This window comes from Campylobacter lari subsp. lari, assembly GCF_013372185.1.
GTDB lineage: Bacteria > Campylobacterota > Campylobacteria > Campylobacterales > Campylobacteraceae > Campylobacter_D > Campylobacter_D lari.
Map to the genome: position 1 here is coordinate 1,021,198 of NZ_CP053830.1, position 13,007 is coordinate 1,034,204.

The 13,007-nt window shown below is 30.8% G+C and carries 12 protein-coding genes; 8 read left to right on the forward strand and 4 right to left on the reverse strand.

Annotated elements, in window-relative coordinates:
* The first annotated feature begins 44 nt into the window (after window positions 1-44).
* From alaS to CLLT_RS05420, 6 genes are all read left to right on the forward strand, one after another.
* Complete coding sequence (gene alaS / locus CLLT_RS05395; RefSeq protein ID WP_074691666.1) at window positions 45-2,582, forward strand: alanine--tRNA ligase; 2,538 nt, start codon at window positions 45-47, stop codon at window positions 2,580-2,582.
* On the forward strand, window positions 2,582-3,124 hold the full coding sequence (gene maf, locus CLLT_RS05400; RefSeq protein WP_074691664.1) for a septum formation inhibitor Maf: 543 nt from the start codon (window positions 2,582-2,584) through the stop codon (window positions 3,122-3,124). The genes alaS and maf overlap by 1 nt, the downstream gene beginning before the upstream one ends.
* Complete coding sequence (locus CLLT_RS05405; protein WP_074691899.1) at window positions 3,124-5,055, forward strand: PBP1A family penicillin-binding protein; 1,932 nt, start codon at window positions 3,124-3,126, stop codon at window positions 5,053-5,055. The genes maf and CLLT_RS05405 overlap by 1 nt, the downstream gene beginning before the upstream one ends.
* Before the next feature lie 84 nt (window positions 5,056-5,139).
* Window positions 5,140-6,033 (forward strand): protein-methionine-sulfoxide reductase catalytic subunit MsrP, encoded by an 894-nt coding sequence (gene msrP, locus CLLT_RS05410; RefSeq protein ID WP_074691662.1) that lies wholly within the window; start codon window positions 5,140-5,142, stop codon window positions 6,031-6,033.
* Complete coding sequence (locus tag CLLT_RS05415) at window positions 6,033-6,593, forward strand: ferric reductase (protein ID WP_074691659.1); 561 nt, start codon at window positions 6,033-6,035, stop codon at window positions 6,591-6,593. Before msrP ends, CLLT_RS05415 begins: the two co-directional genes overlap by 1 nt.
* Before the next feature lie 89 nt (window positions 6,594-6,682).
* Entirely contained in the window at window positions 6,683-8,578 is a 1,896-nt protein-coding gene (locus CLLT_RS05420; RefSeq protein WP_074691656.1) for an NAD(P)/FAD-dependent oxidoreductase, read from the forward strand.
* Between the two features lie 62 nt (window positions 8,579-8,640).
* On the opposite strand, the gene CLLT_RS05425 is transcribed toward CLLT_RS05420, so the two are convergent.
* From CLLT_RS05425 to CLLT_RS05440, 4 genes are read right to left on the reverse strand one after another with little or no spacing between them, the layout of a single operon-like run.
* Window positions 8,641-10,761, reverse strand: coding sequence for a heavy metal translocating P-type ATPase (locus tag CLLT_RS05425; RefSeq protein ID WP_074691653.1), 2,121 nt, complete (start codon window positions 10,759-10,761; stop codon window positions 8,641-8,643).
* Window positions 10,751-10,942 (reverse strand): heavy-metal-associated domain-containing protein, encoded by a 192-nt coding sequence (locus CLLT_RS05430; protein ID WP_081351993.1) that lies wholly within the window; start codon window positions 10,940-10,942, stop codon window positions 10,751-10,753. Before CLLT_RS05430 ends, CLLT_RS05425 begins: the two co-directional genes overlap by 11 nt.
* Before the next feature lie 14 nt (window positions 10,943-10,956).
* The gene (locus CLLT_RS05435) at window positions 10,957-11,271 is read right to left on the reverse strand and encodes a DMT family transporter (protein WP_074691650.1); all 315 of its coding nucleotides are present in this window, start codon (window positions 11,269-11,271) and stop codon (window positions 10,957-10,959) included.
* On the reverse strand, window positions 11,268-11,609 hold the full coding sequence (locus CLLT_RS05440) for a DMT family transporter (protein ID WP_012661785.1): 342 nt from the start codon (window positions 11,607-11,609) through the stop codon (window positions 11,268-11,270). Before CLLT_RS05440 ends, CLLT_RS05435 begins: the two co-directional genes overlap by 4 nt.
* Before the next feature lie 151 nt (window positions 11,610-11,760).
* Between CLLT_RS05440 and CLLT_RS05445 the strand changes: the two genes are divergently transcribed.
* Together CLLT_RS05445 and CLLT_RS05450 are read left to right on the forward strand one after the other, a co-directional pair.
* Window positions 11,761-12,468 (forward strand): YebC/PmpR family DNA-binding transcriptional regulator, encoded by a 708-nt coding sequence (locus CLLT_RS05445; RefSeq protein WP_074691647.1) that lies wholly within the window; start codon window positions 11,761-11,763, stop codon window positions 12,466-12,468.
* 9 nt (window positions 12,469-12,477) lie between these two features.
* Window positions 12,478-12,960 carry a peptidylprolyl isomerase gene (locus tag CLLT_RS05450; protein ID WP_012661787.1) on the forward strand — a complete coding sequence of 161 codons (483 nt, stop codon included), beginning with the start codon at window positions 12,478-12,480 and terminating at the stop codon, window positions 12,958-12,960.
* Window positions 12,961-13,007 lie beyond the last annotated feature (47 nt).

A 13,007-nucleotide genomic window follows, 5' to 3' on the forward strand; every position in this document is an offset into this window, starting at 1 on the left:
TATTTTTGGTATTATTTTAAGCAAAAAACTAGCTAGGAAAATCTATGGACATAAGAAAAGAATATTTAGAATTTTTTAAATCAAAAGGACATGAAATCACTCCTTCAAGCCCTTTAGTCCCTGATGATGCGACTTTACTTTTTACTAATGCAGGTATGGTGCCTTTTAAAAATATATTTACCGGAGAAATTCCTCGCCCAAATCCTCCACGCAAAACAAGTTGTCAAACCTGTATAAGAGCTGGTGGGAAACATAATGATTTAGATAATGTAGGCTATACTGCAAGACATCATACTTTTTTTGAAATGCTTGGAAATTTTAGTTTTGGGGATTATTTTAAAGAACAAGCTATTGCTTATGCTTGGGAATTTGTAACTGAAATTTTAAAACTTCCCAAAGAAAGATTATATGTAACTGTGCATGAAAGTGATGATGAAGCATATAATTTATGGCAAAAGCACATAGAAAAAGAAAGAATTTATAAATTTGGCGATAAAGATAATTTTTGGCAAATGGGAGATACTGGACCATGCGGGCCTTGTAGTGAAATTTTTTATGATCAAGGTGCTGAGCATTTTAATTCTAGTGAAGATTATATGGGTGGAGATGGAGATAGGTTCTTAGAAATTTGGAATCTAGTTTTCATGCAGTATGAAAGAAGCGCTGATGGCACGCTTACTCCATTACCAAAACCAAGTATTGATACAGGCATGGGGCTTGAAAGAGTTGTAGCTATAAAAGAAGGAAAATTTAGCAATTTTGATAGTTCTTTGTTTATGCCTATTATTGAGAGTATTGCTAAACTTTGTGGCAAAACTTATACTTATGAAAGTGGAGCTAGCTATAGAGTAATCGCTGATCATATTAGATCAAGTGTATTTTTACTTGCTCAAGGAGTTGGCTTTGATAAAGAAGGTAGAGGTTATGTTTTAAGAAGAATTATGCGCCGTGCCTTAAGACACGGATATTTACTAGGTCTTAAAAGAGCTTTTATGTATGAGCTTGTAGATGTAGTGTGTGAGTTAATGGGTGGGCATTATACTTACTTAAATGAAAAAAAAGAATTTATTAAAGAACAGATTAAACTAGAAGAAGAAAGATTTTTAAGCACTATTGAAAATGGTATTGAAATTTTCAATGAAGAGCTTAAAAAAACTAAAGATATTTTTAGCGGTGAAGTAGCTTTTAAACTTTATGATACCTATGGTTTTCCACTTGATTTAACCCAAGACATGCTAAGAGAAAAAAATCTTAGCGTAGATGAGGCTAAATTTAATGAGCTTATGCAAGAACAAAAAGATAGAGCTAAGGCTTCTTGGAAAGGAAGTGGGGATAAAGCAGTTAGCGGGGACTTTAAAGTTTTATTAGAAAAATTTGGCAAAAATACTTTTAGTGGCTATGAAAATTATGAAGAAAAAACTAAAATCATAGCTATTTTAGATGAAAATTTTAAAATCATAACCGAAGCTAAGGCAGGAGATATAGCATGGCTAATGCTTGAAAAAACTCCATTTTATGCAACAAGCGGAGGGCAAAGCGCTGATATAGGTTTTATCAATGAAAATGAGGTTTTAGATACACAAAAATTCTTTGATATTAATCTTAGTCAAGTGAAATTAAAACAAAATCTTAAAACAAGTGATGGAGTATTAGCTTGCATAGATACTAAAAAAAGAGAACAAATCGCAAGACATCACAGTGCGACACATTTATTACACCATGCTTTAAGAGAAATTCTTGGCTCACACATTAGCCAAGCAGGTTCTTTAGTAGAACATAATAAATTAAGATTTGATTTTACTCATCCAAAAGCCCTAAATAAAGAAGAACTAAAACAAATAGAAGCTTTAGTAAATACTTACATCATGCAAGCAAATGAAGCTAAAGTTGAAATTTTATCTTTAAATGAAGCTAAAAAAAGTGGTGCCATAGCTTTATTTAGTGAAAAATATCAAGAAAAAGTAAGAGTTTTAACCCTAGGAGCTAGTAAAGAGCTTTGCGGTGGCACCCATGTGAAAAATAGCTCTGAAATAGGAAGTTTTTATATTGTCAAAGAAAGCGGGGTTAGCGCTGGAGTTAGAAGGATAGAAGCAGTAGTAAGCAAAGCTGCACTTGATTATGTTAATGAAAATTTAAAAGATCTAAACCAAACCAAAGAAGAGTTAAAAACTCATGATATTTTAAGCTATGTAGCAAAATTAAAAAATGAAATAGTTAGTTTAAAAAATGAATTAAAAAATTCAAGCAAAACAGAGTTAAACTCTAAAGAACTAAATGGTATTCAATATTGTGTGCAAAAAATAGATAGTGGCGATATAAAAACCATGATAGATGAGTTTAAAAACAAATTTAACAAAGTTGTAATTTTACTTTTACAAGAAAAAGAAGGCAAAATCATCATAGCAGCAGGTGTTAAAGACGCTTCGTTAAAAGCCGGTGCTTTGGTAAAGGAAATTGCGCAAATTCTAGGTGGAAACGGTGGTGGTAGGGATGATTTTGCAACAGCTGGCGGTAAAGATACAAGCAAAATAGAACAAGCGCTTGATCATGCTAGAAAAATCATAGAAGAAAGTCTTGCTTAATGCTTTATTTAGCTTCAAGTTCGCCTTCACGCGTTGCTTTATTAAAAGAAGCAAATATCGCTTTTGAACAAATTATTATCGATTATAATGAGAGCTTGGTAAAAAAAGGTAATCCAAGCTCTTATGTACAAAAAATTGTTTTAGAAAAAGAAAGGCAATTTTTTACAAAATATGTTGATTTAAAAAATGTTTTATTTGCTGATAGCATAGTTTGTGCTCAAAATATCATTCTTACTAAAGCTAAAAGCGACAATGAGGCTTTTAATATGCTCAATCTACAAAGCGGCAAAAGCATTAGTGTTTTAAGCGCGATGATTTTAGTTTTAGAAGATAAAAAGATTTTCAATCTTAGCAAGTGTGATTTGATTTTGGATAAATTTGATTTAAAAGATATGCAAGAATATGTTGAGTCAAAACTTTATCAAGGCAAAGCCGGAGCTGTGATGTGTGAGGGATTTCATAAAAAATATATTAAAAAAATCATAGGCCATCAAAGTACAGCCCTAGGGCTTAATATAGAACTTTTGAAAGCATTTTTATGATAAAAATTTTAAAAATATTTCTTTCTTTTTGTGTAGTATGTGCGGTTGGAATTTTTATATTTATTGCATATTTGTTTTCAGATTCTGATTTAAATCAATACACCTTTAAAGATTACAAACCACCTCTTACAACACAAATTTTTGATAAAAATGGAAAATTAGTTGCAAATGTTTTCGAGCAACACCGCTTTTACGCTCCTTATGAAGAGTTGCCTCCAAGACTTATAGAAGCTTTAGTGGCCATTGAAGATACTAGCTTTTTTGAACATGGTGGGGTTAATATAGATGCGATTTTTAGAGCAGCTATTAAAATCATAAGAAGCGGTGGAAAAACCATGGAAGGAGCTTCCACTCTTACGCAACAATTCATAAAAAACACAGAATTAACCCCAGAGCGTACTTTGAGTAGAAAGCTAAAAGAAGCTTTACTTGCATATAAAATAGAAAATACTTTAACTAAAGAGCAAATTTTAGAAAGATATTTAAATTTCATCTTCTTTGGACATGGATATTATGGAGTAAAAACTGCTGCGCTTGGATATTTTAGAAAGAATTTAGATGAGCTTAGCTTGAAAGAAATGGCTATATTAGTAGGTATGCCAAAGGCTCCAAGTACTTATGATCCTACTAGACATTTAGATCTTTCTTTAGCTAGAGCAAACAGCGTAGTACAAAGAATGTATAATCTTGGTTGGATTTCTAAAGAAGAGTATGAAAATGCTTTAAAAGAAATTCCAAAAGTATATGATGATACTTTAACACAAAATGCAGCCCCTTACGTTACTCAAGAAGTTTTAAAACAACTAAGTGGTATAAAAGATCTTAAAAGTGGTGGTTATAAAATAGAGCTTGCTATCGATCTTGATGTGCAAAATATTACAAGAGAGGCTTTAAAATTTGGCTATGACGAGATAATAAAAAGAGACAAAGATGCAAATTTAAGTACACTTAATGGAGCTATGATAGTAGCAAATCACCAAAATGGAGATATATTAGCCTTAGTAGGTGGAGTAAATTACACAAAAAGTAATTTCAACCGCGCCACTCAAAGCTTAAGACAGCCTGGAAGTTCTTTTAAGCCTTTTTTATACCAAATTGCCATTGACATGGGTTATTCTCCTATGAGTAAAGTTGCTGATATTTCAAGAATTTTTGAAAGCACCAAAGAAGATGAGAAAGATTGGAAACCTAAAAATTATGGGGGAAAATTTCTAGGGCTTATAAGTTTAAAAGAAGCACTAACTGGATCAAGGAACCTAGCTACCATAAATTTAGCTCTTGCCTTAGGGCTTGATGTAATCCATGATAAACTTCAATTTATGGGCTTTGAGAATATACCGGTTGATTTATCTATAGTTTTGGGTAGCTTTGGGATTTCTATTTATGATTATGCTAAACTTTATACAGTATTTGGAAATTATGGCATACAAAAAGATTTAATACTCATTAAAAGAGTAATCGATAAAAATGGCAAAATAATAGTAGAGTTTAACTCCGGAGAAAGAAAAATCAGCGAACCCGAACAAGCCTTTTTAGTTAATGATATGATGCAAAATGTTGTTAAAAAAGGTACTGGACGCAATGCTAGGGTAGAAGGGATTGAGATAGCTGGAAAAACAGGTACTTCAAATAAAAGCGTAGATGCTTGGTTTTGTGGCTTAACTCCAGAAATAGAAGCTATTATTTGGTATGGAAATGATGATAATAAACCTATGAAACAAATCGAAGGTGGTGCAAGGACTGCTGCTCCGGTTTTTAAAGAATTTTTAACAAAATACCTAGAACTTTATCCTGATAGCGCTAGAAAATTTATCATCCCAAAAGGAGTTTATCAAGGAATTTATGAAAAACAAAGAGAGTATTACACCAATACTTCTCCATTTCCAAAAAACAACCCTGCTCTATCTGAAAACAATGAGATAATTTTTTAAAAATACTTTTTTTAAAATAATAAAAATTATCCTTTTATTTTCCTTTATATGTTTTAATATCACAAAATATATAAAGGATGCTTCATGAATATCACAAACGAACAATTATATAAAAAAAGACGCCATTTTTTAAAACTAGGTGCTGGAGCTTTAGTTAGTTCAGCCTTAGTTCAATCTGAATTAATGGCATTAAATTTCTTTCCTGATCCTAATAATGAAAAATTAAATTTAAGTGAAGAAAAAATTGCGACTAATTATGTAAATTTTTATGAATTTTCTACTGATAAAAAAAGAGCTGTTGAGCTTGCAAAAAATTTCAACACAAATGGTTGGAAAATTGAAGTTAGCGGAGAAGTTGAAGAACCTTTGACTTTAACTATGCAAGATTTATTAGCCTTTCCTTTAGAAGAGAGAATTTATAGATTTCGCTGTGTTGAAACTTGGTCTATGGTAGTACCTTGGGTTGGTTTTGAATTGCGTGCTTTAATAGAAAAATGCAAAGTCAAAAGCGAGGCTAAATTTATAAAATTTACCACTCTTTTTGATAAAAATCAATTTGCTGATCAAGCTTCATTTTTTCCAACTCTTGATTATCCTTATGTAGAGGGTTTAAGATTAGATGAGGCTATGCACCCACTAACGCTTATGGCTGTAGGTATGTATAAAAAGCCTTTATTAGGACAAAATGGAGCACCAATTCGTCTTGTGGTTCCATGGAAGTATGGCTTTAAAAGTATAAAATCTATTGTAAAAATAGAATTTACCAAAGAACAACCTAAAACCACATGGGAGCTAGCAAATCCTAGAGAATATGGTTTTTATGCTAATGTGAATCCAAATGTCTCTCATCCAAGATGGTCTCAAGCAAATGAGCGTCCTTTGGGAGATTTTTTCACCAAACCTACACAAATGTTTAATGGCTATGAAAAAGAAGTAGCGCATTTATATAAAGATATGGATTTAAAGGTTAATTTTTAATGAATAAAAAAATTTATAATATCGGTGGATTTTTAGCCTTTACTTTAAGTATTGTTTTTAGTATCTATCAAATCATGCAAGAATTTGATATTGTAAAATCTGTATATTTTTATAGTGGTATATTTGGCTTAATCTTTTTTGGATTGAGCCTATTTTTTTCACTTTTAAAGTATAAACATACAAAAGATTACCCTAAATTTTTAGGTTTTTATGCATTTTTTTGGGCTTTGATTCACTTTTTTAATTATTTTGCTTTTGGAAAAAATTTAGATTTAATACTTTTTTTCAAAGATACTTTTAGTAAAAATTTAGAATTTAGTGGTTTTGTAAGCTTTTTTATACTCACATTTATGTTTATAAGCTCATTTAAGCTTTTTAAAAAAATAAGTAAAATAAGAAAACTTGGATATTTTTGTTTTTTGCTAGCAACTTGGCATTATTTTTTATCTGCAAAAATACCACAAATTCCACATTTTTTAGCTTTAAGCTTAGCCATGATTTTTCTACTTATTAAACTATATAAAAATTATAAAAAAAGAAAAAAAGTAACTTTTTTATAAAATTTGCATTCAAATAAAACGCTTTTAAGAGTAAATATACAAATATATTCTTAGAATAAGACTTGATATATCTTATTTTAAGGACAATCATGCAAAGAAGAGATTTTTTAAATGGAATGGCTTTAACTATACTTGCAGGAATGACTCCTTTGCAAGTATTATATGGTAAAGAAGCCAAAATCGAAGATTTCACCAAAGAATACTACCCTCCAAAATGGCTTGGACTAAGAGGTAGTAACAATGCAAGTTATGAATTTGCACATATGCTAAGAGATGGTGAAAAATTTGACTTTAGCGCTATCAAACCTAAACAAGAATATGATTTGGTTGTTGTTGGAGCTGGGATTAGTGGTTTAGCAGCTGCCTGTTTTTATCAAAACAAATTTGGAAAAGATAAAAAAATTCTTATCCTTGATAATCATGATGATTTTGGTGGACATGCTAGAAGAAATGAAATAGATTTAGAAGATGGTACTATTTTAAGTTATGGTGGCAGCGAAACATTTCAATCGCCAAAGGCATTATATTCTAAAGAAGTAGTAGATTTATTATCATCTTTGGGTGTGGATATTGATGAGCTTGCTAAACGCTTTGATGTGAATTTTTATCCTGATTTAAATCTTAGCAGAGGTGTGTATTTTTCTAAGACTGAATTTGGAGTAGATAAAGTCGTAAGTGGCAACCCTAGAAAAGTAATTTGTGATGATATTCCTGAGGGAAGACATAATGGTAGAAGTGTTGAAGCTTTTATAGGTGATTTTCCTCTTAATGAAAAAGATAAAAAAGATTTAATTGCTTTATTTAAAAGCGAAAAAGACTATTTAAAAGGTTTAACAAAAGAACAAAGAGATGAGTATGTGGCTAAAACAAGCTATAAAAAATTCTTAGAAGATAAGGTTAAGCTTTCGCCACAAGCTGTAAAATTCTTTGAAGGTATGACGGATGATTTTTTAGCTTTAGGTATTGATGCTGTTTCTTGTGAAGATGCTAGAGCTTCATTTTTACCTGGTTTTGATAAGCTTGGACTTGATCCAATCGAGGGAGAAGCATTAGCTGAAATGGAAGAGCCATACATCCACCACTGCGCTGATGGTAATGCTACTGTTGCTAGATTAATGGTTAGAAGATTAATTCCTGATGTATCTAAAAAAGGTAAAGATATGGATGAAGTTACTCTAGCTCATTTTGATTATTCTAAACTTGATCTTGCTAAAAACAAAGTACGCTTAAGATTAAACAGCACTGTTATAAATGTAGAAAACACAAAAGATGGAGCTTTGGTAACTTATGTTAATAAGGGCAAAAATTACAGAGTAAAAGCTAAAAAAGTTGTAATGGCAAATTATAATAGTATGATTCCATACATAGTACCAAGCATGCCACAAGATCAAAAAGATGCTTTGAGCAAAAACGTAAAAACATCACTTTTACACACAAATGTTATTATAAGCAACTGGGAACCATTTATCAAACTTGGGGTTCATGAAATTTATTCGCCAAAAATGCCTTATGCTAGAACCAAACTTGATTATCCTGTAGATATGGGAGGATACCACCATCCAAGAGATCCTAAAAAACCTATTTGTGTTCATATGGTATGCTCACCTTTAGTATTTGCTTCTATGCAAGGAATCGACCTTGAGGGAATGGATGCAAGAGATAGAGCTAGAGTGGGTAGAAATTTATTATTCACCATGAGTTTTGAAGAGCATGAAAAAATCGTTCGAGATCAACTTCAAGGCATGTTAGGTTCGGCTGGATTTGATCATGAAAAAGACATTAAGGCTATAGTTGTAAATCGTTGGGGGCACTGCTATTCATATACAGAAAATAGTCTTTTTGATGATAGCGAAGAAGCACAAAAAACTATAGAACTCGCAAGAAAGCCTTTTGGTAATATCGTTATAGCAAATTCAGATGCTGATTGGGATGCTTATATGCACGCAGCAATTGATCAAGCATATCGTGCTGTTAATGAACTATAAAATCAAACTCCTTTTTGGGAGTTTGATAAATTAACACTCTTATAAATATTACTAAAAATCACCTAACGCAATCTTAAAGAATTTAGCACAACCATTACCGAACTAAAACACATTGCCAAAGCTGCCAAATGCGGACTAAGACTTATAAATGGTACAAAACCTGCTGCAATAGGAATACACAAAGCATTATAAATAAAAGCCCAAAAAAGATTAAGTTTGATGATATTTTTAGTTTTTTGAGAAAGCTCAAAACAATAAGCTATTAAAGATAAATCATCTTTTATTAAAATCAAATCTCCGCTTTTTTTAGCAAGCTCACTTGCTTTGGAAAAACTTATGCTTGCATTAGCTAAATTTAAAGCAGGAGCATCATTGATACCATCTCCTATAAAAAGCACTTTTTCTTTTTTAATTTTTTCTTTTATAAAATCAAGCTTTTGCTCAGGTTTTAAATCAAAATAATATGTATCGATATTAAGCTCATTTGCTATTTTGGTAACACTTTTTTTATTATCACCACTTAAAATAATGCTTTTTATATCCTTTTGTTTTAAATTTGCTATCAAATCTTTAGCTTCGTTTTTAAGTTCATTTTTTAAACAAACCCCACCAAGACAAATATTATTTTTTGCAAAATACAAACATATAGGCGCTTGATCTTCAAATTCTTGTAAAAATTGCTTGCTTTTTTGTATATCAACACCATTTTCAAGCATTAATTTCTCATTGCCTATTAAATATACATCATCATTTTCCTCATAAAGCAAACCACTGCCCACTAAAACACTTAATTTTCCTTGTAAATTTAAATTTACATTTAATTCTTTAGCAAAAGCCTTTGCGATTGGATGTGAGCTTAAATTTTCAATTTGGGTGAGTTTTTGAAAATTTTCTTGAGTAAGATTATGCTTGTAAACACTTAAGTCATCTTGGCTTAAAGTGCCTGTTTTATCAAAAATAGCAAGTTTTATACTAGCTAAATTCTCTAATACCGCTGGATTTTTTACTAAGATAAAATTTCTTGCTCCATTTGCTAAAGCACTAACTATGGCTATAGGAGTTGCTAAGCCTAAAGCGCAAGGACAAGAGATTAAAAGCGTAGCACAAGCATGTAAAAACGCTGCATTAATTCCTTCTTTAACATACCAAAAAGCAAACACAAAAAGCGATAAAACAATAATACAAGCTACAAAATAAGCTGAAATTTTATTAGCTAAATTTGCTAAAGGTGTTTTGACATTACCTGCTTTAAAAACGAGATCTTTGATTTGTTCTAATGAGCTTTCAATTGCCTTTTTATTAGCTTTAATCTTTAAATTTCCATTGATCAACACAGTTCCTGCTAAAATCTCATCATCTTGCTTTTTAAAAAGTGGCAAAAACTCTCCTGTTAAAAAACTCACATCAACCTCAGCCTCACCTACTATAATTACCCCATCAGCAACAACGCTTTCACCCTCTTTCACTAAAATTACATCATTTTCTTTTACAAAAGCACTAGGTATGCTTTTTATACTTCCATCTTCTAAGATTATATTAGCTTTTTTAATATCTATATTTTTTAATTTGTTTTGATATTTTAAAGATTTAAATTTAGCCTTTTCTTCTAAGTATTTACCTAACAAAACAAAGCTTATAATCATCGCTCCGCCACTAAAATACAAATAACCATCTTTGCTAAATATCTCAAAATACACAAAAAAAGAATATATAAAAGAAGTAAAAGCGCCTAAGGATATTAAGGTATTCATATCTAATTTTTTATACCTTAATCCTTTAAGAGCGTGGATAAAAAAACCCTTTCCACAATAAAAAATCGCTATCATAGATAAAAGCATTTGAATTAAAGCTGAAACATTTCCTTGAACAAACATTTCAAAATACATCACAATAGAGCTTAAAATTATACTCATAATAAGTTTTATTTTCATATTTTTAAGCTCTTTGAGTTTAAACTCATATAAATTTTGCTCTTCTTGCAATATCTCAAAACCCAAAGCTTTGATTTTTTCTTTGATCTTTGTTTCTAAAGATAAATCTTTAAGCAAAAACACTCCACTAGAATTGACATAAGAAACACTTACATCTTCTACTCCATCAATTTTTGCACAAACTTTTTCTATAGCATTAGAGCAATTAACACAAGTCATATTACCTATTTTTAATCTTAACTCATGCCTCATCTATCTCAAAACCTAAATCTTGCAATTGTTTTTTGAACTCTTCAACTTGCCCTGCTTTTAAATCAATCTCTATGCTTTTATTTTCAACATTTATCTGCATAGTACCAAATTCATCTTCCAATGAAGCTTTGATCAAATTTACACAACTTTGACAATTAATATTTTTAGTTTTTATAATCACTTATTATCCTTATTTTAAGAATTTAAAAGCACCACTGCGATTAAAACCACAACAATACCAACTAAACCAATTTTATTTAATTTTTCCTTATAAAAAATCCAACCACCAAGACAAGTTCCTATAATCCCAATAGCACCCCAAGTAGAATATGCAATACTCAATGGAACATATTCTAAACTAAAAGAAAGCATAAAAAAAGCTAAAATTGCACAAAAAATTGCTCCAAACCCCCATTTTTTATGCTTAAAACTTTCAGATTTTTTTAACAACAAATTTGCAACTATATCAAGTATGGCTGATAAAACAATTACTATTAAATATAGCTTCATTCTTCTTTCACCTCGCCCAAATTAATCATCACAATTCCAATTATAGATAAGATAATTCCTAAAATTTGCAAATTAGTTAAACTTTCTTTAAATAATATAAAAGAAACCAAAAGAATTAATATCATCCCCAAAAGTTCCCATACTGCATAAGCAATACCAATTTGAATTTTTCTGATTGCAAGCCCCATAAGAAAATAAGAAAAAGCAATAAACAAAGCCATAAAAAAATAACCAAAAAGTTTATTCTCAATTTTTAAAAAGCTTGTTCCTATAACTTCAAAAACAATAGCGCCAATTAAAAAAAACCATGCAATTAAAACTTCTTTTTTTGCACTCATATTTTTCCTTAGATTTTTGATTTTATATTGCGAGATAAAGAATTTTATTATTTTAAGACTTATTCATTATATCTAAGTAATTCTTAAAATCAAATTTAGATTTTTTAGTTTATACTTTTAACTTTAAAACAATATAAGAAAGAGAGAATTTATGGGAAGAGCGTTTGAATATCGCAGAGCCTCTAAAGAAGCAAGATGGGATAAAATGAGCAAACTTTTTCCAAAACTTGCAAAGGCTATACAAGTAGCAGCAAAAGAAGGCGGAGCTGATCCTGATATGAATCCAAAGCTTCGTAGTGCCATAGCTACAGCCAAAGCCAATAATATGCCAAAAGACAATATCGATGCGGCTATTAAAAGAGCAAGTGGAAAAGATAGTGCTGATATTAAAAATATTCACTATGAAGGAAAAGCAGCACATGGAGCTTTAATCATCGTTGAGTGCATGAGTGATAATCCTACACGCACAGTAGCCAATGTAAAAGCGATTTTCAGTAAAAACGGTGGAGAAATTTTACAAAATGGATCTTTAACTTTTATGTTTTCGCACAAGGCTGTTTTTCATCTTGAAAAATATAATGGAGATTTAGAAGAACTTGAGCTTGAACTAATAGACGCAGGTTTAGAAGAGCTAGATCAAGATGATGAAGAATTAAGAATTATAGGTGATTATACTGCTTTTGGCGAGCTTAGCAATGCCATAGAAAAAAAAGCTTTAGTACTTAAAAAAGCAGGACTTGAATATCTTGCAAATAATCCTGTAAGTTTTAGCGAGGAACAACTTCTTGATATTGAAAAATTGCTTGATAAACTAGAAGATGATGATGATGTTCAAGCAGTTTATACTAATATAGAATAGGATTAAAAAATGCTTAAAAAAATCGACACAAAAGATGCAAAAAAATATAATTTTGCTATCATTAGTACCGAAAAAGGTGATATGAAATTAGAATTATTTCCTGATGAAGCACCACAAACTGTGTGTAATTTTGCCAATTTAGCCAATGATGGTTTTTATGATGAACTTGTTTTTCACCGCGTGATTCCAAATTTTGTGATACAAGGTGGTTGTCCTTATGGTATAGGCTCAGGTGGGCCTGGCTATGAGATAGAATGTGAATGCGATGGTCAAAAACACAAACATTTAAGAGGTAGCTTGTCTATGGCTCACGCTGGTAGAGATACAGGTGGATCGCAATTTTTCGTTTGTCACAGCCCACAGCCTCATTTAGATGGAGTACATACTATCTTTGGGCAAATTAACCCTGAAGATAAAGAAAGCTTGGAAGTGCTAGATAGCATTAGAGCAGGAGATAAAATCAAAACTATCCAAATTTTAGAAAAACTTTAAATTTACATCTCCTTAAAATTGTGCTATGATTTTTAAGGAGATTAATT